At 50.0% G+C, this 22,930-nt stretch carries 22 protein-coding genes and 1 pseudogene; 3 read left to right on the top strand and 20 right to left on the bottom strand.

Features of this window, described 5'->3' with window-relative positions:
- Positions 1-67: 67 nt before the first annotated feature.
- The 4 genes from rhaM to rhaB form a co-directional block, all read right to left on the bottom strand.
- Positions 68-382, bottom strand: coding sequence for an L-rhamnose mutarotase (rhaM, locus tag DMB82_RS02855; protein ID WP_116156387.1), 315 nt, complete (start codon positions 380-382; stop codon positions 68-70).
- A 105-nt stretch (positions 383-487) separates the two neighbouring features.
- Positions 488-1,312 (bottom strand): rhamnulose-1-phosphate aldolase, encoded by an 825-nt coding sequence (rhaD, locus tag DMB82_RS02850; protein ID WP_102117223.1) that lies wholly within the window; start codon positions 1,310-1,312, stop codon positions 488-490.
- Between the two features lie 4 nt (positions 1,313-1,316).
- Complete coding sequence (locus DMB82_RS02845; protein ID WP_102117222.1) at positions 1,317-2,579, bottom strand: L-rhamnose isomerase; 1,263 nt, start codon at positions 2,577-2,579, stop codon at positions 1,317-1,319.
- Positions 2,576-4,066 carry a rhamnulokinase gene (gene rhaB / locus DMB82_RS02840; RefSeq protein WP_102117221.1) on the bottom strand — a complete coding sequence of 497 codons (1,491 nt, stop codon included), beginning with the start codon at positions 4,064-4,066 and terminating at the stop codon, positions 2,576-2,578. Before rhaB ends, DMB82_RS02845 begins: the two co-directional genes overlap by 4 nt.
- Before the next feature lie 336 nt (positions 4,067-4,402).
- Here rhaB and rhaS point away from each other — a divergent pair, with 336 nt between their 5' ends.
- Both rhaS and DMB82_RS02830 read left to right on the top strand, forming a co-directional pair.
- Positions 4,403-5,242 carry an HTH-type transcriptional activator RhaS gene (rhaS, locus tag DMB82_RS02835; protein ID WP_116164013.1) on the top strand — a complete coding sequence of 280 codons (840 nt, stop codon included), beginning with the start codon at positions 4,403-4,405 and terminating at the stop codon, positions 5,240-5,242.
- A 24-nt stretch (positions 5,243-5,266) separates the two neighbouring features.
- The gene (locus DMB82_RS02830; protein WP_102117219.1) at positions 5,267-6,121 is read left to right on the top strand and encodes a helix-turn-helix domain-containing protein; all 855 of its coding nucleotides are present in this window, start codon (positions 5,267-5,269) and stop codon (positions 6,119-6,121) included.
- A gap of 187 nt (positions 6,122-6,308) precedes the next feature.
- Here the strand turns inward: DMB82_RS02830 and DMB82_RS02825 are convergent, their stop codons facing one another.
- From DMB82_RS02825 to DMB82_RS02780, 10 genes are all read right to left on the bottom strand, one after another.
- Positions 6,309-7,637: an AAA family ATPase gene (locus DMB82_RS02825; RefSeq protein WP_116156384.1), complete on the bottom strand. Its 1,329-nt coding sequence runs from the start codon at positions 7,635-7,637 to the stop codon at positions 6,309-6,311.
- The gene (locus tag DMB82_RS02820; RefSeq protein ID WP_116156383.1) at positions 7,634-8,605 is read right to left on the bottom strand and encodes a reverse transcriptase domain-containing protein; all 972 of its coding nucleotides are present in this window, start codon (positions 8,603-8,605) and stop codon (positions 7,634-7,636) included. The genes DMB82_RS02825 and DMB82_RS02820 overlap by 4 nt, the downstream gene beginning before the upstream one ends.
- Positions 8,606-8,982: 377 nt before the next feature.
- Positions 8,983-9,237, bottom strand: coding sequence for a Txe/YoeB family addiction module toxin (locus DMB82_RS02815; RefSeq protein WP_116156382.1), 255 nt, complete (start codon positions 9,235-9,237; stop codon positions 8,983-8,985).
- Positions 9,234-9,485, bottom strand: a complete 252-nt coding sequence (gene yefM, locus DMB82_RS02810) for a YoeB-YefM toxin-antitoxin system antitoxin YefM (RefSeq protein WP_102117218.1) — start codon at positions 9,483-9,485, stop codon at positions 9,234-9,236. Before yefM ends, DMB82_RS02815 begins: the two co-directional genes overlap by 4 nt.
- 75 nt (positions 9,486-9,560) lie before the next feature.
- A complete protein-coding gene (locus tag DMB82_RS02805) occupies positions 9,561-11,270 on the bottom strand; it encodes a dipeptide ABC transporter ATP-binding protein (RefSeq protein WP_102117217.1) in 1,710 nt (569 codons plus the stop codon).
- Positions 11,267-12,133, bottom strand: coding sequence for an ABC transporter permease (locus tag DMB82_RS02800; protein ID WP_102117216.1), 867 nt, complete (start codon positions 12,131-12,133; stop codon positions 11,267-11,269). The genes DMB82_RS02805 and DMB82_RS02800 overlap by 4 nt, the downstream gene beginning before the upstream one ends.
- Positions 12,126-13,085, bottom strand: a complete 960-nt coding sequence (locus DMB82_RS02795; protein WP_116164015.1) for an ABC transporter permease — start codon at positions 13,083-13,085, stop codon at positions 12,126-12,128. Before DMB82_RS02795 ends, DMB82_RS02800 begins: the two co-directional genes overlap by 8 nt.
- Complete coding sequence (locus DMB82_RS02790) at positions 13,063-14,676, bottom strand: ABC transporter substrate-binding protein (protein WP_116164017.1); 1,614 nt, start codon at positions 14,674-14,676, stop codon at positions 13,063-13,065. Before DMB82_RS02790 ends, DMB82_RS02795 begins: the two co-directional genes overlap by 23 nt.
- 543 nt (positions 14,677-15,219) lie before the next feature.
- Positions 15,220-16,197: a coiled-coil domain-containing protein gene (locus DMB82_RS02785; RefSeq protein WP_102117213.1), complete on the bottom strand. Its 978-nt coding sequence runs from the start codon at positions 16,195-16,197 to the stop codon at positions 15,220-15,222.
- Positions 16,198-16,212: 15 nt separating this feature from the next.
- On the bottom strand, positions 16,213-18,054 hold the full coding sequence (locus DMB82_RS02780; RefSeq protein WP_208644337.1) for a coiled-coil domain-containing protein: 1,842 nt from the start codon (positions 18,052-18,054) through the stop codon (positions 16,213-16,215).
- A gap of 410 nt (positions 18,055-18,464) precedes the next feature.
- On the opposite strand from DMB82_RS02780, the pseudogene DMB82_RS02775 reads away from it, so the two are divergent.
- A pseudogene (locus DMB82_RS02775) lies at positions 18,465-18,770 on the top strand (YqhA family protein); the annotation flags it as partial.
- Positions 18,771-18,904: 134 nt separating this feature from the next.
- On the opposite strand, the gene DMB82_RS02770 reads toward DMB82_RS02775, so the two are convergent.
- The 6 genes from DMB82_RS02770 to ubiI all read right to left on the bottom strand — a co-directional run bounded on the left by DMB82_RS02770 (position 18,905) and on the right by ubiI (position 22,920).
- Positions 18,905-19,207 carry a DUF2645 family protein gene (locus DMB82_RS02770; RefSeq protein ID WP_102117210.1) on the bottom strand — a complete coding sequence of 101 codons (303 nt, stop codon included), beginning with the start codon at positions 19,205-19,207 and terminating at the stop codon, positions 18,905-18,907.
- Positions 19,208-19,276: 69 nt separating this feature from the next.
- Complete coding sequence (locus DMB82_RS02765; protein ID WP_102117209.1) at positions 19,277-19,570, bottom strand: DUF2645 family protein; 294 nt, start codon at positions 19,568-19,570, stop codon at positions 19,277-19,279.
- A 116-nt stretch (positions 19,571-19,686) separates the two neighbouring features.
- Complete coding sequence (locus DMB82_RS02760; protein ID WP_102117208.1) at positions 19,687-20,115, bottom strand: hypothetical protein; 429 nt, start codon at positions 20,113-20,115, stop codon at positions 19,687-19,689.
- A complete protein-coding gene (locus tag DMB82_RS02755; protein ID WP_040031946.1) occupies positions 20,115-20,768 on the bottom strand; it encodes a hypothetical protein in 654 nt (217 codons plus the stop codon). The genes DMB82_RS02760 and DMB82_RS02755 overlap by 1 nt, the downstream gene beginning before the upstream one ends.
- Positions 20,769-20,883: 115 nt before the next feature.
- Positions 20,884-21,363 (bottom strand): Hcp family type VI secretion system effector, encoded by a 480-nt coding sequence (locus DMB82_RS02750; protein WP_116164388.1) that lies wholly within the window; start codon positions 21,361-21,363, stop codon positions 20,884-20,886.
- Positions 21,364-21,708: 345 nt separating this feature from the next.
- Positions 21,709-22,920 carry an FAD-dependent 2-octaprenylphenol hydroxylase gene (ubiI, locus tag DMB82_RS02745; protein ID WP_116156611.1) on the bottom strand — a complete coding sequence of 404 codons (1,212 nt, stop codon included), beginning with the start codon at positions 22,918-22,920 and terminating at the stop codon, positions 21,709-21,711.
- Positions 22,921-22,930 lie beyond the last annotated feature (10 nt).

The raw sequence follows: 22,930 nt of genomic DNA, 5'->3' as shown, positions 1-22,930 counted from the left end.
TTCACGCATCATCGTGTAGCGCTAATGTTATTACCGCTACACGATGATGCGTGGTTCAGAGGATGCGTCAGTCCAGATAGAATACCGGTTCCAGCGCATCGCTGACCGGGCTGTTATCAAGGTTGGAGGGCATGATATCGCTCATGTGTTTCCACCAGCGCTGGCAGACATCCGTTTGTGCAATCGCTTCCCAGCGCGCTTCGGACTCGACCTCGACATAGCCGAACAGCAGATTGCGTTGCTTATCCAGAAAAATGCTGTAGTGGTGCGCCCCGTGGTTCTTGAGCACCTCGGCCAGTTCTGGCCAGATAGGATTGTGGCGACGCTGATATTCATCGTGGCTGTCAGGAAAAACTGACATCACAAAAGCCTTACGCAACATGGATGAATCCCCCGTAGTCGTTGGCAGAACGCCACGGCGATGATGCCGTGGCGAGTTGAGGCTGAAGCTAATTTTATGCTGAAAGTAATTTATGCTTAAAATCTGCTACACGCGCAACGCGGCTTCCAGTGGCGTGACACCGAAACGTTTACCCAGCGCAATCAGTTCTTCGGTTGAGATCGTCTGTTTCTTACCGCCCATCGATCTCACTTTCACCATCACTTCAGCGGATTTTTCTGCGGTATCGATCAGGCCGAAGGCGTCATCCAGCGTTGGGCCGGTGCCAAAGATGCCGTGGAAGGGCCACAGCACCAGCGAATGACGCTTCATTTGTTCGGAGGTGGCATCGCCAATGGCATCGGTGCCCGGCACCATCCACGGCACAATCCCCACGCCGTCTGGGAAAACGACCAGACACTCCGTGCTTCCTTCCCACAGTTCACGGGTGAACTTAGCGGTATCCAGCTCCAGCACATAGCTCAGGGCGATCAGATTGGTCGCGTGGCAGTGCATGATGACGCGGTCGCGCCCGTGGGTTACGCCCATACGCACAATGTGCGACTGGAAATGCGAGGCCAGTTCAGAAGTCGGCAGGCCGCCGTTAGTCAGCCCCCAGAAAATGCGATAGCCTTTGCCGTCGCTATCGACTTGCAACACCACCAGTGAATCAGCCGGATCCAACTGCACGTTGCGGAAAAATTTGCCGGAGCCGGTGACGATAAACCAGCAGTCAGCCAGGGCAGGCATCGGCTGTGAAAGTGTTTCATGACGCGGCTGCGGGTAGAAATCGCTTTCATAAGGCGTCACATCCTCAGCCGTCAGGCGCAGGCTGACGTTACCGCCGTTACGTTCGTCCCAGCCTTTGAGCCACATGTCGCTGGTGGCTTTAATCATTCCCTGTACAAACCAGGAAGAGAGAATTGCTTGCATAATCTTACCCTTGACGTTGAGTGAGGATGGTTTCTTCATACTGACGTACCTGTTGCAGCCATTCGCTGCCTGGGATGACGTCATGACGCTGGCAGTAATGTTCCCACACGGCCTGCCACGGCAGCGATTTTTGCTCTTCCAGCAGGGCCAGACGAGCGGTGTAATCGCCGTTTTGTTCCAGTGTGCGCAGCGTTTCTGTCGGTTCCAGCAGCGCGCGCAGCAGGGCTTTCTTCATGTTGCGGGTGCCGATGACCCAGGCGGCGATGCGGTTGATTGAGGCATCAAAGAAATCGAGCCCGATATGCACGCGGTTAAGCAATTTATGGCGCACGATTTCGTGGGCGATGGCCTGCGTTTCGTCGTCAAGTAGCACGACGTGGTCGCTGTCCCAGCGTACTGGGCGGCTGACGTGCAGCAGCAGACGCGGAACGTACAGAATTGCGCTGGAAATCTTGTCGGAAATCACTTCGGTTGGGTGGAAGTGTCCGGCATCCAGACAGAGCGCGGTGCCGCGGCTGGCCGCGTAGCCAAGGCAGAATTCACTGGAGCCGACGGTAAAACTTTCCGCGCCGATCCCGAACAGTTTACTTTCCACCGCATCGATATGGTGTGCCTGATCAAGTGGTTCGGCGATGACCTCATCCAGCGCGCTGAGCAGCCGCTGGCGGAACGCCAGACGATCGATGGTCAAATCTTTCATGCCGTCTGGCACCCAGATGTTCATTACAGACGGCGTGCCGAGTTCGCGCCCAAAGTAGGCAGAAATCCGGCGGCTAGCCTGACAGTGTTCAATCCAGAAACGGCGGACTTTTTCGTCTGGATGCGACAAGGTAAAGCCGTCTGCACTCAGCGGATGAGAAAAGCAGGTTGGGTTAAAATCCAGCCCGAGCTGGTGCCGCTTGGCCCACTCGACCCAAGAACTGAAATGCTCGGGGGCAATCTCGTTGCGGGCGACGGGCTGCGCGGATTCCAGATAGATGGCGTGCAGGTTCAGTCGCTTGGGGCCGGGGATCAGCGCGAAGGCCTGTTCCAGATCGGCACGCAGTTCATCCGGCGTGCTCGCCTTACCGGGATAGTTGCCGGTGGCCTGAATACCGCCGGTGAGTGGCCCGCCGGTGTTCTCGAATCCGGCTACATCGTCGCCCTGCCAGCAGTGCATTGACACCGGAATCTGGTCGAGCTGTTCTAGCACGGCCTCTACGTCAATATTCATGCTGGCGTAACGCGCTTTTGCCAGTTGCCAGGCGGTTTCAATTGGTGTGCTCATTGCGTAGTCTCCTTTTTGCCCTGTGGGGCGGTTTCTGGCTGGCTGAGCGCCTGAAAACGACGCCAGTGCCCGGCAAAATCACTCTCCGCACGCGGGGTATAGCGATGCAGAGGGAAGTTATGAGTCAGCATGTGCCGGAAGGCGGCAAGGTCAGCAACGGCGCCCAACGCCATCAGTTGGCAGCCGATATTGCCAAGCGTCGAGGCCTCGACCGGCCCGGCCAGAACCGGAATCTGGCACACATCGGCACACAGTTGGTTCAGGAAGGCGTTCTGGCTGCCGCCGCCGACAATATGCAACTGGCGGATTGGCGCATGGCGCAGTTCGCCGAGTTCCAGCACCACCTGCCGGTAGAGCAGCGCGAGGCTGTCGAAGATGCAGCGTGCCAGCTCGGCATCGCTGTGGGGCACAGGCTGGTCGTGCTCACGGCAATAGTCGCGGATCGCCTGATGCATGGATGGCGGATTGATAAAGCGATCGTCATTGGGGTTAATCAGGCTGGCGAAGGCGGGCACGGCGGCGGCGGACTGAATCAGCGCGCCTAAATCCTTGATGTCACGCTCCTGACAAACGCGCTGTAGCAGCCACAGGCCCATGATGTTTTTTAGCACCCGATAGGTGCCGTCTACGCCGCCTTCGTTGGTGATATTGGCGGCCAGCGCCTGCGGACTGTTAAACGGCGTGTCGCTCTCGATGCCTATTAGCGACCAGGTGCCGGAACTGAGGTAGGCGCAGTCGCGGCTCAACAACGGTGCGCCGACTACCGCGCTGGCGGTATCGTGCGTGGCGACAGCGGTAACGGGAATGTGTCGTCCGCTCGGCGCTGTCCAGTTTCCGACGGTGTGCCCCGGTTGTACCGGATCGCTCAACCAGCGGCGCGGGATGCCCAGATACTCCAGCAGTTCGCTGTCCCAAGTTTTCTTTTCCAGATTAAGCAGTTGGGTCGTGCTGGCGTTGGTGTATTCGCAGACGACATTCCCCGTGAGGCGATAGTGAAAATAGTCGGGGATCATCAGCAGGTGTGCCACCTGATCCAGCTCGTCAGAGGGCGCATCGCCCAGCGCTTTAAGCTGGTACAGCGTATTAAACGGCAGGAACTGAATGCCGGTACGCTGATAGATCGCTTCACGCCCCAGTTCTGCGGTAACCGCGGCCATTATGCCGTCGGTGCGGTGGTCGCGATAGGAATACGGCAGGCCAACACGCTGCCCGCTTTTATCGAGTAACACATAGTCCACGCCCCAACTGTCGATCCCGATGCTATCGGGGGCGATACCCATGGCATCGATCTGGTGTAATCCGGTGAGGATATCGCCTTCTAGCGCGGCCAGATCCCACTGATGATGGTTGTCCTGAAACACCAGCGTATTGCTGAAACGGTGAATTTCTTTCAGCGTCAGATGCTGCGTTGCGGTGTGCAAGGTTGCCAGCATGACCCGACCACTGGATGCACCTAAATCCACCGCCACGATATTCTTCACCGCCATAGCCGCACTCCTTACTTGTTGGATGTGTTGCAGTGTAAGGAGCAGTAACAGAAGCCACCTTCCTATGAGTGCCATCAACAACAGGCGGCTGGCAAAATGACAAAGCTGACCGTGAAAGGGCTCACAATCTGGGAAATTATTTAGGGAATAACCACGAAAAAATCAGGGAAAAAGCGGTGTGATCCTTACCACACTTCAATCAATTAGGCGGTGCGATCTTAAAAAAAGAGCAGCCAGACGGCGTGCGGGTGACGGTATTTTAAGGCTGGTTTTGTCGCTTCTGGCTACTCTTTTTCAAAGGCCGCATTTTTGCCAGAAGCTGAATGGAGAACTGAAATGACGTTACTTCGTGGTGATGATTTTTTTACTTCGCGTGCCGTAACGGTTGCGGTAGAGCCACGTACCCCACAAGCGGCGTTCCCTGAGCATTATCATGATTTCTGGGAAATTGTGCTGGTGGAGCAGGGCGCTGGTGTCCATGTGTTTAACGATCAGCCCTATGCGCTGTGCAGCGGTTCGGTATTCTTCGTTCGCGATAACGATCGGCATCTGTTTGAAGACGTCGAAGGGCTGTGCCTGACCAACATGCTGTACCGCTCGCCGCGCGGGTTCCGCTTCCTTTCCGATATCGCCGCCTTTTTGCCGTATGGCCCGAACGGCGAATGGCAAGGGCAGTGGCAGGTGAATGCAGCGGGGATGCAGCAGTTGAAACAGTCGTTGAACAGTCTGGCTGAACTGGCGCAGAGCGATGCACCGGAAGCGATCGCGGCCAGCGAGAGTTTGTTTCTGCACATTCTGGTGCAACTGCGGAAACACTGCTTCCAGACGCAGGCCAACGGCCCCGAGCGTCAGGGAGTACAGGCGCTGCTGGGCTGGCTGCAAAACAACTACAGCGAAGAGGTCAACTGGGGCAGCCTGGCCGATCAGTTCTCGCTGCCACTGCGTACGCTGCACCGTCAGCTCAAACAACACACCGGTATGACGCCACAACGCTATCTGAATCGGTTAAGATTACTGGAGGCTCGTCGGCGGTTGCAGCAGAGTGATGATTCTATCACCACGATTGCGCACGCCTGTGGATTTAGCGACAGCAATCACTTCTCGACGCAATTCCGCAAGGCATTCTCGCAGGCACCTAAGTCACTACGCCATCAGGCGTTTTCTCGTGAAGAGTAGGTAACGGCAACTGCGGGTGAGGGAATGGCGACAGCAATACGGGGTTTGAAATTACAGACTGAAGACTATTTTCTCACCGACAAAAATGCCGTGATGGTTGCTGAACGGCACCCACAGCCGGTGTTTCCGCTGCATCATCATGATTTCGACGAACTGGTGATTGTCTGGCGTGGCAATGGCCTGCACCTCTGGAACGATGTGCCGTACCGCATTACCCGTGGTGATATGTTCTATGTTTCCGCGAACGATCGTCACAGCTATGAATCCGTCCACGGGCTTGAACTGGACAACATTCTCTATATCCGCAATCGCCTGACGCTATCTGCCGATTGGCAAGCGTTGCTGCCAGGCGGGGAGCTTCCACAAAGCCAGCGTCACTGGTGTTTAGGCTCGCAAGGCATGGATACCCTCCGTGAGAAGGTGGACGCGCTGACGCAGGAGTGTATGAAGTCGGATGCGCTGTCGTTGCAACTGAGTGAAGCACTGTTGTTGCAGATTGCACTGCTGGCGGCACGTTATCGCCATTCGCCGGATAGCCCACAGTTGGCGGACGCGCACCAGTTGGATATGTTGATGAATGCGCTGCGTGCCAGCATTGCCGCCCCGTTTCGCTTTGAAGCCTTCTGTGAACAGCACCACTTCAGCGCCCGCAGTTTGCGTTCACGTTTTAAAGAACAAACCGGCATGAGCGTGCCGCATTACCTGCGCCAGCTACGACTATGTAAGGCGATGGAGCTTCTGCGTTATGACTTGCAAACCATTGGCGACGTTGCCGCGCTGTGCGGTTTTGAAGACAGTAACTACTTCTCCGTAGTGTTCCATCAGGCGTTCGGCGTCTCACCTAGCGCCTACCGCCAGCGCTTCCTGAATGTGGAGTGACGGCGTTAGCTATTGGGCATGATGAATTGTGCCGGCGCGGACTTTATCTGGTAGTGTTCCGTGTTAGAGCATGACTCAACCTGATAGTCGGCAACGATCAAATGATTATGACATCCATAATTCTTCCTGTCCCTATCAGCAGCAAGCTATACGTAGTACAGCGGTGAGCTAGAAGTACTTTACGTGCCTAACTGTTGATAAATTTGAGCAATTCATTATAAAAAACCGACACTTTCTCATCAAAACCATGCTCCAAAATTGTAAAAATATCCTCTCGGGTAAGATTATGTTCTTTACGTTTTTCCTGCAGCTTTTTCCAGTAGGTTTTAGATTTGGCATTTTCTGGTGCGACATCCGGGAGATTATGCACCGCATTTTCTTCTTTATATTTCCTGAATATTTCATCTTCAATATCATCATAAGGGCTGATAATAACGTCCGGACGGTGACCATATTGGGTTTTCGCATCACCGTCTAGAACGGCTATCGCGTCTTTGGATGAGCAGATGAAACCAGTCACAGAATTACGCTTCATCAAATCAACCACATTGCTGCAGCCTCCAATATAAATGACTTTGACCCTATTCTTTGTTTCCATAGTGGAGAGCTTAAGGTTGATATAGTGCTCAAGCGTTACGTCTTCGGTGAAGATAAATTTGTCATACCCTTGGAACCCAAACATTTCCATTTGAATGAAGCTGTAAGAAACCCGGTTATGGCTAACTGTACCGTTTTCATTTTTCAGATAGATGATTGGTGTTCCGTATTCATAGATGGTTTTCATGATGGCGAGAGAATGCGTGGTAAAGAGTATTTTTATTTCCCTTTCCACGCAGATATTCCTGATCGCACCCATCAATGAAACCTGCGCAGAGGAATCAAGGGATACATCTATTTCATCTATGATGATAAGCCGACTTGAGGAGGTTATCATCTTGAAAATACTGATAACAAAGAACTCCCCTGAACTGAAATAGTCCTCGCGTATATACCGATTATTATCAAGCGGCAGAAAATAGTAATTCACACCCTTTATGCTCACGACTTTCAGATTCTGAAACTTTTTTTCATCCCTATAAACGGAATTGAGGAAAGCTATAAGTTCATGCGCTTCTTCATAGTCTCTTTTTAAGTACTTCTCCCTTAGCGTCATATCGATGCTGCCCAAGGAGGGAAATTCTGAGAAACGCTTACCGTAAGGAATAGGCAGCTCGACGTTCAGAAACGTTTCATCTCTGAGAATATTCTTCGTATCAAGATCGCCATCACTGAACCTGAAACTATATACGTCTTCATTAATTTTAACATCGATCTGCGTTTCTTCACTGATGCTAAACACTGACGACGTTTTACTAACGATAGCGGTGTCCTTGAGCAGGGCGAGCGCTTTAATGATGGACGTTTTACCCACGCCATTCCTGCTTGTCATGCAGATAAGTGGGTCGCGTGAAAAATCAAAGGACACGCTGATTTCAGCTAAGTGTTGCAGCGCTCTAATATCTACACTGACGATCATTTCAGCAGCTCCTTGCCTCTGAGCAGCTTGCTGATGATGGCGTTACCATATTTTTTACGTAGATGAAAAAGGTAGTCCTGGTCGATGTTGTTAATTTGACTCAGTACGCCTGCGATTGACAGAATCGATGTCATCTCATCCATCCCTGTATAATTCAGTAGTTTTTTTCTGTCAGTTTTGAGCAGATGCAGCTTCACTTCAATATCCGTTTTGGTTGCTTTGCTGACTGTCATTTTTCCGTCATTAAGTATGCTTATTCCCAGAATCTTTCTTTCATACTTTTTCGTAATGATTTTTGTTTTTTTATGATTGAGGGATAGTTTCAGGAATGCGTCTGATGATAGCATCGCCGTGAGGTCACTTGTGATTATTTTTTTATCCATTTCATCCTGCGATGAAATAATAAGATCATCCGAGTAACGACTATAGATATAGCCTTTCTCGTTACAGTAGGCCTCAATAGTATTGTCATAATCATAAAAACAGAAGTTACTGATTGAGGGTGAGCATGAAAATCCAACGGGCAGACGGTTATTGACAGTGCACAGATAAACAATCCTCTTGATATTCTCTCTAACCTCTTCAGGGTCCACTGTTCGTATATTTTCACAGTATTTTGAAAGCGTATGAGACACTGCTTCAGCGCTGATTGAGGGGAAAAATTTCGATATGTCTGTTTTAAATATAAACTCACTATTACAGTGCGGTCGGACGGCATCACTAATATTCACATCTTTCTGGTAAGAAAAAACGATATCTTTTCTCATAGGCATTTCGTTGAAAACAAACCGAGAAAGAAAAGTATGAATAACCTTAAGCCGGGCTGAACACTGGTAAAGCTCAACCTTATTTTTACTCAGGGGAATAAGGCTAGCTTCGTCTTCCGTTATGAGGGTATGAAAATCAGAGAAGTCTTTTTTGTTATTGAAATAGGAATTAAAAATACTCTCCAGACTGTTATCCTTCATTCATCCTTTACCTATGTTTGATCTGATGCAGCCATCAGAAAGAGTTGACTGAAGCGCCTTTGAATACGTTGCAAATTATTAAGGCCCCCGATAATTGCTTAACGGGAGCCTTAATAATTTACGAGACTATACTGCCTATAGAGGCTTCCTAGTTGACCGGAGATACTCCAGAGTCAGAAGCATGCTGTTATTATGACCACTTCCTCCTCCTTTATCAAGCCCGCCGTCCTCTGGGACCTGCCTTTCTCGTCGCTCAACAGGATTCGATAAATGTAACTTCCGCTTCTGACACAAACCAGTTTGTTAGATTAGACATAGCCCTGAGCCACAAAAGTGTTAGCTCGAATCTGAGCTAATACAGATGAATCAATGAGGGATTAATAGTGGTAGCGGCAGGCAGCGATCATCATGGCGTCATCGGTGATGGCATAAATCAGACGATGTTCTTCGGTGATACGGCGCGACCAGAAACCAGCAAGATTATGTTTAAGTGGCTCTGGTTTTCCTTTTCCCTCAAAAGGTGTTCTGCGCGTTTCTTTTATTAATTCATTGATTTTTTTGACCATCCGCTTATCGATGTCCTGCCAGTACAGGTAGTCTTCCCATGCTTCTTCTGACCAGATTAGCTTCACTCAATGATATCTCTTTCTTCGCCATTGCCAGCCTTAAGGCTCTCGATTGAATTCATCAGTCTTTTTGCATTGGCGGGTGAACGCAGTAAATACGCGGTTTCCTCTAGAGAGTTATACTCTTCCAGAGACATGAGCACGCAGGCTTCACCATTCTGTCGAGTGATAAGAATAGGAGCACGGTCTTCGACCGTTTTCATCATGGTCGCCGATAGATGTTGTCGGGCTTCACTGTAGCTAATTGTACGCATTTGTACCTCCTGATAGGTACTTATCATTGTACAATGTCGTTGCGTTTTTAACCACTCAATCTTTCTTCACCCCCCCTACTCCGCCACCGTTGAAAGCAGCAGGCGCGTGTAAGGATGCTGCGGCTGATTGAAGATCTGTTCGACCGGCCCAGTTTCTACGATATCCCCATCTTTCATGACCGCGATGCGGTGGCTCATATGCTGTACCACGCCCAGATCGTGGGAGATGAACAGCATCGTCAGCCCCAGTTGGCGTTGCAACGCCACCAGCAAATCCAGCACCTGCGCCTGTGTGGTGACGTCCAGTGCCGATACCGGTTCGTCGCAGATCAGAATCTCAGGTTCTGAAGCCAGCGCCTGTGCGATGGAGACGCGCTGGCGTTGACCGCCGGACATCGCCGTTGGGCGGCGGCTTAGCAAGTCAGGCGTCAAGCCGACATACTCCAGCAGCGTCAGAATGCGGCGCTGTTTCTCATCGTCGCTCAAATCGCGGCGCAAACGTAGCGGCTGATTCAGAATCTGGGCGACGGTAAATTGCGGATCGAACGAGCTAAGCGGATCCTGTGTGATCGTCTGAATACGGGCGCGTAGCGGTCGACGTTCGCGCTCTGTTAATGTGCTCCAGGCATTATCCGCAAGTCGGACTTCACCGCTGTCCGGCTTTTGCAGCGCCAGAATGACTTTGCCCAGCGTGGTTTTCCCCGAACCGGATTCCCCAACGATGCCCAGCGTTTCAGCGCGCTTGATCTGGAGAGAAACCTGATTGACGGCCTGCATCCGGCTGCCGTCAGGGCGCTTGAACGACACCGCAATCCGATCCGCCGTGAGTGCAATGGTGTCGTCGGTGTTGGTGTGATTGGCTGCCAAAGAAGCGGGTGACGGTGCAATACCGCTCTGTAACGGGTCAGCACCAGCCAGCCACTTTCCACGGGTAGACGCGGTCGGGATCGCCGCCAGCAGCTTGCGGGTGTAGGGATGCATCGGCGCTGACAGGATCTGCCGCGCCTCACCGCCTTCTACCAGCGCGCCGTGCTGCATGACAATGACGCGATCTGCTACCTCTGCGACGACGGCAAGATCGTGAGTGATCAGTAAAACGCCGTGCCCTGCCTGCGCCAATGCCGTAAAGACTTTCAGCACCTGCTTTTGCACCGTGGCATCCAGCGCGGTGGTGGGTTCATCGGCAATCAACAGCTGTGGGCCCGCCGCCAACGCGGAAGCGATAAGTGCACGCTGACGCAGTCCGCCGGAAAGCTCATGCGGATACTGCGCCGCACGACTCTCAGGATCGGGAATGCCTGCTTTTTTCAGGAGTTCGGAAACGCGAGCGGGAACCTGCTGACGAGGCAACAGGCGATGAGTCAGAATCGGTTCGGCGACTTCCTGCCCTATTTTTCGCAGCGGGTCGAGAGACACCAGCGCGTCCTGCAAAACAAAACCGATTTCACGACCGCGAATTGCCCGCCAGTCGCGATCGGTCAGATTACGTAAATCGCACAGGCTGCCATCATGGCGCGTGAGTTCAATCGCGTTTGCTTGTACGTCAACGCCTTCACCGGATAAACCTACCAGTGTGCGGGCGGTGACGGATTTCCCTGAGCCCGATTCGCCGACCAGCGCCAGAATTTCTCCAGCATTCACCTGAAAAGAGAGGTTTTTAACCGAACGAATGGGGCCGGATGGGCTGGGAAACGTGACGCTCAAGTTCTCTACACGTAGCAGCGGCGTCTTCGCCGGTGCATATGAAGATGAATGAGAGGAGTGAGGAAGTGTGTTCAGGCTCATCGTGCCTCTCCTTTTGCCAAAATAGCCTGTAAACGACGCCCCAGCAGCGTGATGGAAATCACCGACAGCGCCACAACGCTGGCGGGCAGCAGGCTGACCCACGGTGCGATATCAAGGAAGTTGCGTCCATCGGCCAGTAGCGCGCCCCATTCGGCAGTCGGCGGAACGACGCCCAATCCCAAAAAGCTCAGCGCTGAGGCAGACAGGACCGCATGACCGACGCCAATGGTGGCGACAATCAACAGCGGGCGTAGCGTATTGGGAATGATATGGCGAAAAACGATATACAGCGGGTGCTCGCCCAGCGCAATCGCATGCTCAACGTAGCCGGATAGCCTGACTTGCAACACCTGAGAACGGATCAAACGCGCATAACCCGCAATCCCCGCCAGACCGACGGCCAGCATGGTGTTTTCCGGGCCACGTCCTAGTACGGCGATCACCAGCAGCGCCAGCAGCAGATCGGGAAACGCCAGCATGATGTCCAGCAGGCGTACCAGAACCTGACGGATACGCAGCGGTGCGAGCACCGAGAGCGTACCAAACAGCACGCCGCCGAAGCAGGCGATCAGCATCGCGCCGACGCCAATACCCAGCGACAGCGAGGTGCCGTGAACGATGCGGGAAAAAATGTCGCGCCCCAGTTGATCGGTGCCAAACCAGTAAGTGCTATTCGGCGACTGGAATACCGCCCCCATATCCATTTCATCGGCGGTGCGGCTGGTAAACAGCGAGGGGAAAAAGACCGCCAGCGCCAGCAGGAAAACGACAGCAGCAGGCAGCAGCGTCGCCGTGCTCAGCCACGGGCTGCGATAGGTTTTTCTTGATGGCGTCTGCGTGAAGGGCATTGGTTCACTACTCATGGGCGCTCGCCTTCTTGCGTAAGCGGGGATCGATGAGGAGATACAGCGCATCCACCAGCAAATTGATGACGACGAACAGGAATGCGGACAGCATGACGACGCCGAGCACCAGCGGCATGTCGCGGTTTTCAATCGCACTCAGCGTGACCTGCCCGATACCCGCGCGGCCAAATACAGTTTCGGTCAGCACGGATCCGCCGAGTACGCTTGCCAGCAGCGTGCCAGTCAGCGTTGAGGCGGCCAGCGCCGCGTGGCGCAAACCGTGACGGAAACGCAGCCGGATTTCGCTGACGCCGCGCGTGCGTACAGTGAGCGAGAACGGCTGGGAGAGCGCATCTTCCAGACCGTCGCGCAGTACCTGACTCAGAATCGCGGCAATCGGCAAGCCCAGAGTGATAACCGGTAACACCAGCGACATAAAACCGTCGTTGCCAGTGACAGGAAACCATTGCAGGCGAAAGCTGAACAGGCTCAACAGGACGATCCCAATCCAGTAAACCGGCGTGCTAAGCAGCGTGAGTTCCAGCCAGGACACGGTGGTACGCATTACACCATAGCGACCTGCGGTCAGCAGTGCGCTGGTGATGGCAAGGAGCAGAGCCAGAATCAGGCCACCGAGCGCCAGCGGCAGGGTTTCATGCATCGCATCACTAATCACGCTGCCAACTGGCAGACGATAGAGATAGCTGACGCCAAAATCGCCCTGTAGCGCCTGTCCACAGTAGCGCAGATATTGCACCCACAGCGGCTGATCGAGCCCAAATTGTTTGATGAGTACGGCGCGATAGGCTTCATCCACCACGTTATCGCCGCCGCTGAGAATAGCGACGGGATCGCCGGGGATCAGTTTGACGGCAATAAACGTCAATGTGGCTGCGCCCCAGAGCACAGCCAGAATGGTGAAAAGACGTTTACCTATCGCGTACAGATTAAGGTTTAATCCAGACATCATAGAAGTTCGGTTTTGCGTTGGTGGCCCAGCCTATGCCCTGTACCTGTTTGGACAGGCCGAGTTGGTAGGCAGGAATATACAGCGGAACAACATACGCCTGATCGATGACCTCACGCTGTATTTCGCTATAGAGCTGTTTACGTTCCGCGTCACCCGCGCCAATGGCTTTTCTCAGTTTACCGTCCAGCACGCTGATGCGAGTAAAGCCGTTACCGTTCGGTGGCGCATAGGCCGAATCGAACACGGTACGCAAAATATCGGGTTCTGCACGCACGAAGAAGTTAGAAGCGATATCGTACTCGTTGGCATTGGTGCGCGTGGTGAATTCACCCGCATCGACTGGCGTCAGTTTGACTTCGAAGCCTGCCTGCTTCACCTGATATTGCACCGCCTGGAACAGCGCGACATCTGCGGCTTCAACGTTGGTTGAAGCATAAACGAAGCTGACACTCAGACGCTTGCCCTCTTTAGTACGGAAGCCTTCGTCGTCTTTCTGTTTCCAGCCTGCGTTATCCAACAGTTCGTTGGCTTTTTTCACATCAAAGCCCCAGCGGGAGGCAACGCTCGGATCGTAGTACAGCGTGGCGGGGCCGAGAACGTTATCGGCGGCTTTCAGTGTGCCGAAGAAGGCAACTTTCACTGCCGCATTGGTATCTACCGCGCTCTGGAATGCCTTACGCACCGCGACATCCTGGAAAGGACCTTTGGTGGTATTCAGATAGAGTACGCGGTTAACGCCCGGGTTCTCATAGGTAATCACTTCCAGCTTTGGATTGCGCTTCACCGTCGGGAAATTGGCAGGCGGCACGGCGTCAATGGCCTGAATCTGGCCGCTGCTCAGCGCGCCAAGGCGAACCGACGCTTCTGGCAGATATTTGAACACCAGACCATCCAGATAGGCTGGGCCAGTGTGCTTGGCATAACCCGGTCCCCAGTTGTAATCAGGGCGCTTCGTCAGCTTGCTGCCGCTGCCTTTCACAAAGGAATCAAGAATAAACGGACCGGAACCCACCACGGTGGTGCTGGTGTTTGGTGTTTTCTTCAGGTACGTCGGCGATTGAATGCCCAGATATGGCAGGCTCAGGCCCTGTAACAGCGCCGCAAACGGTGAGCTGTAGTGGAGCACAATCGTATAGTCATCCGGCGTTGAGATCTTGTCGATAGGACCTAACAGTGATTTCGCGTAGCTGGAGGTGGTTTTCGGATCGAGAATACGCTCGATGTTGTATTTCACCGCTTCCGCATCCAGCTTGGTGCCGTCGCTGAACGTCACGTCCTTGCGCAGGTGGAAGGTGTACTCGGTGTTGTTGTCGTTAATTTTCCAGCTTTCCGCCAGCCAAGGCGTAAAACGGTTATCTTCCGCCTGTCCTACCAGTGAATCCACCACGTTACGTGCAATCAGCGCCGTTACGCCATAGGCCGTAATGTGCGGGTCGATGATCGGCGTATCGCTACCCAGACCTACGTTCAGAATACCACCTGATACCGGTTTTTCACCGCTTTGTGCAGCGTAAGCACCGGGATTGAGTGCGAAAAGCAGCGTGAGTAACCCTGCGGCGAGAGTCGTAACTTGCGGGTGATTTTTTTCCATTCCCTGTGTCCTTTACGATGACATGAGGCCATACACGGCGGTCTTTTCGCTACTCTAGAGGGCGGGCTTATGCATGTAAAAGAATAAAAATTGATTTTCAATTCCATAAAAATATATATGCGGAAAGCTCTTACGTTCGCTATTGCATAAGGTTTTTCCTTAAAACTCAGTGGTGGTGTCGGTTTTTATCACTACCATTGATTGAAGTCCCCACTGATGCGCATCAGCTATTAGGAAGCAATCCACGATGACGAAATCTTTAAGGAGAGGCTAATCGTATGACTCACGAACCGAACGCTGAAATTCCGTTGAATACTGCACGATAGGCTGTGATTTTATTTTAGATAATGTGAAATATTTGGATGCTTATTATTTTAGTAGCGCACTATAAATTAACCGTAAATGCTAAAACGCCTTGAGATGCACTCAAGGCGTTTTCTCTATCCAAAAGCCATCTGTGATGCTGTGAAAGCAGTAACACAGAAGTATTGACAAGGTGCAGGGAACCTTTGTCTTCCGTCTTCACCATTTTGGCTCTATCAATCAGGCGAGTATCAGCGCCTCATTTGCAGCAATGGTTTGCTGTACTTTGTCAGTGCTCAGCAGTCTGTCCAGACTAGTCAGTGCACTCCTCAGTGGCACTAGCTCCAGTCCCGATGCATCGATATCAACAATCCGGGGTTGGTCATCGTTCAGGTCGTCAATGATATCCAGAATCCAGGTAATGTTTTCAGTGACGCTTTCGCAAACGACTTTCAATTTGCCATAGAAACCCGCGATCTGAGTGAATGCCGCCAATTTTGCGCGAATGTTGTGTTCTTCCTGGCGAAGTCCGTCTACTTGCTTTTCCAGGTATCTTATATTGCTTTCGTGGTGCTTTTGTTGTTCATGTAGCTTCACTTGCAAATCTCTGGCGACTCTCAGCTTGTTTTCGTCTTCTCTCAACGCATTTTGATAGTTCTTTATTTCATCACGCAGAATACTGATGCGCGCGGCGTCTTGATCGACCAGCGACTTGATGCCCAGAAAAGCGCGATCGAGGCCAAGACTAAAAATCGATGCGAAGATGCTGCCAACTGAACTGTCATTGAGGCGATCAAGCTGTCGTTGATGTTCGTTCCGTTCTCGTTCCGAGTTACTCAGGTTATGTGACAGATTGTCCAAATGCTGCTGGAGTTCTTGTATATTCACATCCCCTTTTTTTATATCAACCTCCAGAGCCGAGATCTGTGTGTTAATTTGCACCATCTCTTCGTTTAATTTTCCGGTCTGAAGAATGATTGATGCAACCCTTTCTGTCACTTTTTTCTGCTCTTCTTTGTAAAGTAGCTCACCCTGTATCGTCTGGGTGTGCAGATATGTCACGTCATCCGTCATTGCAGTGACCACCGCTATGGCTTCCTCCTTGCGCTGATTATGCAGATGACTGGCAGCTTCAGTTAAACTCGCGACCACCTTTTTGAATTCGTCTGAGGTAGGTTGCAACTCGTTTTTCGCATAGAACTGTATTTGATTATTCATCTCGATGACTCCTTGTTATTGCGCAATAAGGATGGCTCGTTGTTGTTCCAACTCGATGCTCTGGTTACGGGACGCAAGCAGATTGTTTTGTACAATGAGTGCAAGATTTTTGGCTAGCTCTGGCGCTTTGCGCATGGCCTCTTGGATCGTCGGGGATTCACTCAAATATTGGACCGCTTTTTTCTGCGCGTCGGTGGCGGCTAGGAGGTAATCTCCCGACAAACCATTTACCGCCACCCATTGGCATAGATAGAGGAAGAACGATTTCATAAAATTTGGATCCTGATATTCTTCCAGACGGGTTTCGAGATCCATTTCCTTGAGATCTTCCAGATCACGCTGAAATCCGCTGCTGGTCATCCGGTCGCAATATTGTGACATTTGGTCCCAAAACAGGCTGGCGTTGGTCAGCGTGCCGATGACTTTGCCCAAAGCATCTATCGCGCTGTGCAGAGAATTCACTGAAAGCGTGGAGTTACCTTGTTCGACTTTGAGGTTTTTCAGGCTTTCTGCATATTCAGCCAGCGCAACCAGTGAGGCACGCTTTTCTTTCTGTAGTTCAAGCTGTTTGTTGAGTAGATTGATTCTTTCTTCACGGACTGAGTTTTCCGTTGATGCTGCCGTTTCGGCCATCTTGCTGGTTGATGCAGCAAGGTTGGTCAGCGCGGCTCCCGCCGCAGCATAAGTTTTGCTGCTGTCTTTTGCCTCTTTTTCCAGAGATTTGGCGGTTTTTGTCAACTCAGGCAGTTTTGCTGCTGCAGTGCTATGTTCCGTTTCTTTGTCGTCGCGTTTTACCCGCAAGGCAGTGATATCTTCCGGTTTGGCGCCGCTGTCTTTTTCCAGATTGGCCAGAGCGGTGTTTAGTACATCAAGTTCGTCTTTCAGGTTATTAACAATATTCTGCTGGGCCGCCAGTTGATCTGCAGCCTCAGTATATTTTTTCTGAGCCTTATCAAATTCTTGTTTAGCACTGTCCATACTAGACTGTGCGGCTTTGATTTGTGCATTATCGTCAATGGATGAGCCGGCCTTATTCATAATCGCTGCTACCGGATTTTTTGCGGCAGAATAGGCCCCCAGCCCCGCGCCGATTGCGCTGGTGACAGCGCCGACGATTCCCAACACCAAGGCTTTGGTTGACTCTTCCGCCTCTCGGCTTTTGGCGTCTTCATACAACGCCTGAGTGGTGGCAATATCTTCTAATAGCGCTTGCTGATTGGCTTCTTGCGCTTTTTGTTTGGCGATGGTTTCTCGTTCGGCTTTCTGTGCGGCTAGCAGTCGATCATTTTCACTGGCTTCTTCCAGAATGGTGTTTGATTTGGCTTTGGTGGAATCGACCTGCAATGCTTTGAACTGTTGGGCCAACAATATGGCTTTTACTGACATAGCACTTGAAGATTCTTTACAGTGCGCCAGTTTTTTGAATGCCAGTTTTTCCTGTCCTTTCGTCAACCAACGGTAACATTGTTGCAGTAATTCAATAATATTCTGCGTTTCGCTCTGGAACGTTGTCATGGTGATAATGCATTCATTACATAACATCGCCAGTCGGCTTTGCAGTCTGGCGATTTCTGCCTGCAACGAACCGCCTTTTGCGCCCGCAACACCATGATAAGCGACATAAAACAGTTCGACGGAAAGGTCCAGATTCTGGGTAATGTCGTTAAGACTTAATTGCCCGAGTACTGATTTTTTCTCTCGTTGAACAATGGGGTCATTAAAAGGAGGGACTTTGGTAAGGTCATATTGTTTTTCTTCGATAACAACGATGTATCCGGTGTTGTTTCCAGAGTTACTCATATCTTGTGTCTCCTTGTTATTATGAAGGAAATTAAGCGCTTTGCTGTTGGCGTACATAGAACATGACTATTTCAAAATATTTCCCAGCGTCTATTTACGATTCTGTGTCAGCCTCTGTTCAGAAATGGGCAGCCAGGCGACCATCGACATCGATAATAAAATGGTGTATCGCCATGTGCTATTGCCTCAATGGCATAGGCCATTGTTGTTATGCCATCTGGATTTCCCGCAATACCATTCTTTTACCTGCTACTGATGCAACATAAATTCGCGTTGATAGACGGCGCCCTTTTGTTAAGGGGCTATCTGCTCAAGAATTGATTAACATCGCCGCAGGTCTTTTCGCTATTATTTCCCTATTTCCCTATTTCCCTATTTCCCGCCTGTATATAGTGAATTATGGAACGTTTTATTGAGAATCTGATGTATTCATCGCGCTGGCTGCTTGCCTCGGTTTCTCTTTGGCTGTCGGTGGATTGCTGGTAATGCTGTTCGGTTACGAGAACTTTGTCTCGGCGCTGGATATCTCTAAAGGCAGAGAAAAGCTGAACTGGCTCGGTAAGATGGACTCCGGCTCGCTGAAAAATAAAGTTGCCGCTTCGATTGTCGCTATCTCGTCGATCCATCTGCTGCGCGTGTTCATGGATGCCCGTAATATTCCGGATAACAAGCTGATGTGGTATGTGATTATCCATTTGACGTTTGTGCTGCCTGCACTGGTCATGGGGTATCGGGTTCGCATGTCGCGTTACAAAAAAAGCAAAACGACATAATGAACGCCGCAAACCGATCAAATTAACCGCCGTGTGATTCTGTCTCATCGCCCGCACGGCGCGCCAACATGCGATTTGTGACGGCCCAGACCGCTTGCCGCTGCGGCGGCGAGTTTTGCACTCGACAGAGTCTGTTACCAGTACGGGCAGATAGTCACACGTGTATAGAAACTGCCTGAGTAATACATGAGAATAACAAGGTAGGTAATTATTCTTGGTTGTGTTCGTTTAACCAAAAGAAAAGGGATAGACAAAGGGATGATAATGAAATTTGAAAAACTGTCAGCATAGCTTCTCGGGTTTTCACAAAAGTTTTTAAGTGAGCTGTCACCAAATAGCCATTCATATTCGACTGATGAAAAAGCATGAATTAAAAAAAGGCATAGGACAGAATAAGCATAAAAATAGATATTATATTTGTGGTTTTTACTAATCATGCTTTCACGTTCCTTTTTTAATTTTTCTTTTGTATTATCTATTTAATCCGTCTATTTCATAGAGATAGTCTAATTTGGACAAAGACTTATTCGCGTATAAAAACGGTATGAATGATACCCAAGGATGATAAGATAAGTAATGACTCTGGGTAGGCTTCTTTTAAAAATAAAAAAAGGGATAGATAAAGGAACGATAATGAAACTGAAAAAGCCATCAGCATCAGCTTCTGGCACTTCACAGAAATCTGCAACTGAGTCGCCATCTATCATCCATTCATATTCGATGGTAGAAAAAGCATTGATTAAAAAAAGGCATAAGGCGGAATAGGCATAAAAGTAGATATAGCCGATTTTTCTTAACATTTTTTAATTGCCCGACTTATAATTCCTTGTGGGATGGGTTCTAAGCCAAAGGCAGATCAAACGCGAATGTACTCATTTTTTAATCGATTACGCTATTCATTAAATTATAGTGTTAATTATCCTTGTTCCTTAGAGAAAATCAACATTAGACATTCGCTTTCTTTTCCTGTTTTATTGTTTTTTTCTTTCGTTTTTACAATCTGAAAATATTCCTGAAATTTCGGGTAATTACCTAAACTAAAACCATCAATTAATGGTATTTTGGTACTTTCAACATAAGAAAACAATTCCCTGTAAGCCTCATTAATATGAGTTAAATCACAAAGATATATAGCACTGGTTTGAGGGGTCGCTTCATCACTCGGCCCATAAGAAAAATAATAATTATTTGATAGTCTCGGTACATCCCTGATTTCTTTATAGGTTAATGTATAGTATTTAAAAATGTCTTTCTCCGTATAAACGGTATAAGGAACGATGATGAGCCATCCCCAAAAAAATAGCAGGGAAGATAATGAAATGAAGATAGTTAAGATCGTTTTCATTAAAACTTAAATCCCAAAAATACATTCTCATCAATCGTGTTGATAACTAGATCGTTTTCGTAAGATGAAAAAGGCTTTATCGCTGACAGATAAGGTGGTAATGGTCTTTTATAGGGGTAAGCATGCATTTCTGGATCGGGGAAAATGAGTGGTCTGAGTTCATTATTCTTATATCTTCCCACTGGGCCATAGTAATCCCATATTTTAAAAGCATATTCTTTCGATTTTTTCTGACTAAGTGAAATATAGTCTCTGGGAAGAACTACTGAATAAAAACCGACTAAATTGGAAACCAGATCTTCACAGCTAAAACCGCTATCCGTAGCAAGCGAGAACAGGGGATTAGATTGTAACCCTTCAAACTTTAGAGAGACGTAAAACATTATGGAGAGCGCAATAGAACGTTTAGTCTCTATCGATAACCCTCTTTTTATCTTCCATTGCGCATGAACCCCCGTCTGTACACGGCGATAATGCATGGCCTGAGAATAATTAACCAAGAAATATCCTTTGAGTAACGGATTCGCAGGTTCACTGATGAGCTGCCCCCACAAATCCCTCGCATCATCACCTTTTGCGTGGCCTAAATCAATCCACCCAAGCTGTTCGGTATAAATTAAACGCTCATTTTTTATATGTTCTCTTGTTGTCATTCCAATTGACTCCGACTGAAGGTTTTATCATTGGGTTGCCATTTGTTGCTCACTATCCCTCCTCATAAAAAACCATAATGTATTAAAGAAATAATGAGGTGTGTTTTATGGCTTATCAGTACATATTTTCAGTCAATATACTGTACCCCGATGTGCCTGCAATATTGTGTTGGCAGGTAATGCTTTCATAACGCAGACTCAGGGTTTCAAATGGCTGCATATCGCTATGCGTCAATGAGTTGGGGTTCTGATTAGAGATATTGACAATAGAGGCATCCCTTAATGTGATTGTCATGTAGTTCTCTTGCGTCCCGCTGGCGGAGGTGCGGTAATATCTCAACTCAACTTCCAGCAGTTCATTATTAGCGATGCTGGTTAGGACTAACGGTGTAGACTTATCAACGACTTTGGTCACGGAAAAGGGGTGATGATTGACGTGGCGATCTCTTGATAAGTCGTAATTCGTTGCATAAACAAAAATCTCATCTTCGTGACCAGATATATGTTTATTTCCTACAGAATCGATACTTAAACACCCTTCGGATATCAGTCCCTGAATCTTTCCGGTGATCTTCATGAAAATAGAATTAGCCATTCGTATCACTCCCTGTTAAAAATCCTTGTTGGGAACGTTATAACGTAAATCTTTATTGAACAAAAGAAGAACTCGACTATTTAATAAGAAATATGATTCCTGTCAGAAAGATCTCCTTTCCAAAACTCTATAATTGATTTTTTTATTGATAAGCTATCATGCATGATGAAAGTTATTTATTAGTTCGCTAATTATATTCCAATGATAAATTTATTATAAAAATAAAAAACGAGTGGCTAAAATAACAAGCGATATGGTTGAAGAAGTTAGTGCTTTAATTAAGAAGAAAGCGTTATTGATAACTCGCCGCTTAAGCGGCGAGCTTTATTATCTATTCTGGTTTTATTATTTTCCGACGCTAAGCCAGTCTGGCAGATCGTGTAATCCCATTGCCTGGCGTACCAGCGTGGGTTTAATGCCGGGCAGTTTGTCCGCCAGAACCAGACCGACATCGCGCAGCAGCTTTTTCGCCGGATTGTCACCGTCAAACAGTTCACGGAACCCCTGCATGCTGGCGAGCATCACTGCAGCGCTGTGTTTGCGGCGGCGCTCATAGCGTCGTAGGTAAAGATGTTGTCCGATGTCTTTGCCCTGCGCCTGTAAACGCTTCACTTCCGCAATCAGTTCGGCGACATCCATGAAACCCAGATTGACACCTTGCCCCGCCAGCGGGTGAATGGTGTGCGCTGCGTCGCCGACCAGCACCAGCCGGTGTGCCGCGAAGCTGCGAGCGTAGCGTCCGGTCAGTGGGAAAGTCTGGCGTTCGCTTTCCAGTTCACACAATCCCAGGCGCATATCAAACGCCATCGCGACCTGACGATTGAATTCTTCTGCTGGCAGGCTTTGCATCGCCTGAGCCTGTTCCGGTGAAAGTGACCAGACAATCGAACAAAGGTGCGGCTCGTCCAGTGGCAAGAACGCCAGAATACCGTCGCCGTGAAACGCCTGACGCGCGACGGACTGATGAGGGTGTTCAGTTCGAATAGTGGCGACCAGCGCGTGGTGGCCGTAGTCCCAAAATGTCAGCGGAATATCCGCATGCTGGCGCAGCCACGAATGGGCGCCGTCTGCACCGACGACCAGCCGGGCGGTCAGCATGCTGTCGTCCTGCAACGTAATGAAGGCTTCGTTCTCGCCCCAGGCAACCTGTTTTAATGATGCCGGAGAGAGCAGGGTGATGTCGCTTAACTGAGAAGCGCGTTGCCACAGCGCCTGCTGAATCACTGGGTTTTCAATGATATGCCCAAGGTGGGAAAAGCCGAATTCTTCACCGCTAAAACTGATTTTGCCGAAGCTGTCTTTGTCCCATACCTGCATATCGTTGTAAGGGCTGACGCGTTGCGCCACGAGATTTTCCCAGACGCCGATATGGCGCAGGAGGCATTCACTGGCGGCATTAATGGCCGAGACGCGCAGGGCATGGTCTTTCCCGAGCGGCTGAGGTTCGGCCACCTGTTTCTCCAGCACGGCGATACGCAGGCCACTGCCCTGTAAGCCGCAGGCTAGCGCCAGACCGACCATACCGCCACCAGCAATAACCACGTCGAATGATTGCATTTCCGTATTT

Source organism: Pectobacterium aquaticum, from assembly GCF_003382565.3.
GTDB lineage: Bacteria > Pseudomonadota > Gammaproteobacteria > Enterobacterales > Enterobacteriaceae > Pectobacterium > Pectobacterium aquaticum.
This window is presented reverse-complemented; position numbering and strand designations above follow the sequence as displayed.

Coding starts and splice junctions, on each gene's coding strand:
- rhaD (WP_102117223.1), bottom strand. CDS start 1,312: ATGCAAGCAATTCTCTCTTCCTGGTTTGTACAGGGAATGATTAAAGCC.
- DMB82_RS02790 (WP_116164017.1), bottom strand. CDS start 14,676: ATGGAAAAAAATCACCCGCAAGTTACGACTCTCGCCGCAGGGTTACTC.
- DMB82_RS02805 (WP_102117217.1), bottom strand. CDS start 11,270: ATGAGCCTGAACACACTTCCTCACTCCTCTCATTCATCTTCATATGCA.
- DMB82_RS02750 (WP_116164388.1), bottom strand. CDS start 21,363: ATGGCTAATTCTATTTTCATGAAGATCACCGGAAAGATTCAGGGACTG.
- DMB82_RS02800 (WP_102117216.1), bottom strand. CDS start 12,133: ATGAGTAGTGAACCAATGCCCTTCACGCAGACGCCATCAAGAAAAACC.
- rhaB (WP_102117221.1), bottom strand. CDS start 4,066: ATGGCGGTGAAGAATATCGTGGCGGTGGATTTAGGTGCATCCAGTGGT.
- yefM (WP_102117218.1), bottom strand. CDS start 9,485: ATGCGTACAATTAGCTACAGTGAAGCCCGACAACATCTATCGGCGACC.
- DMB82_RS02825 (WP_116156384.1), bottom strand. CDS start 7,637: ATGATCGTCAGTGTAGATATTAGAGCGCTGCAACACTTAGCTGAAATC.
- DMB82_RS02845 (WP_102117222.1), bottom strand. CDS start 2,579: ATGAGCACACCAATTGAAACCGCCTGGCAACTGGCAAAAGCGCGTTAC.
- rhaM (WP_116156387.1), bottom strand. CDS start 382: ATGTTGCGTAAGGCTTTTGTGATGTCAGTTTTTCCTGACAGCCACGAT.
- rhaS (WP_116164013.1), top strand. CDS start 4,403: ATGACGTTACTTCGTGGTGATGATTTTTTTACTTCGCGTGCCGTAACG.
- DMB82_RS02820 (WP_116156383.1), bottom strand. CDS start 8,605: ATGAAGGATAACAGTCTGGAGAGTATTTTTAATTCCTATTTCAATAAC.
- DMB82_RS02765 (WP_102117209.1), bottom strand. CDS start 19,570: ATGTTAAGAAAAATCGGCTATATCTACTTTTATGCCTATTCCGCCTTA.
- DMB82_RS02795 (WP_116164015.1), bottom strand. CDS start 13,085: ATGATGTCTGGATTAAACCTTAATCTGTACGCGATAGGTAAACGTCTT.
- DMB82_RS02770 (WP_102117210.1), bottom strand. CDS start 19,207: ATGATTAGTAAAAACCACAAATATAATATCTATTTTTATGCTTATTCT.
- DMB82_RS02830 (WP_102117219.1), top strand. CDS start 5,267: ATGGCGACAGCAATACGGGGTTTGAAATTACAGACTGAAGACTATTTT.
- DMB82_RS02780 (WP_208644337.1), bottom strand. CDS start 18,054: ATGTACGCCAACAGCAAAGCGCTTAATTTCCTTCATAATAACAAGGAG.
- DMB82_RS02755 (WP_040031946.1), bottom strand. CDS start 20,768: ATGACAACAAGAGAACATATAAAAAATGAGCGTTTAATTTATACCGAA.
- ubiI (WP_116156611.1), bottom strand. CDS start 22,920: ATGCAATCATTCGACGTGGTTATTGCTGGTGGCGGTATGGTCGGTCTG.
- DMB82_RS02760 (WP_102117208.1), bottom strand. CDS start 20,115: ATGAAAACGATCTTAACTATCTTCATTTCATTATCTTCCCTGCTATTT.
- DMB82_RS02785 (WP_102117213.1), bottom strand. CDS start 16,197: ATGAATAATCAAATACAGTTCTATGCGAAAAACGAGTTGCAACCTACC.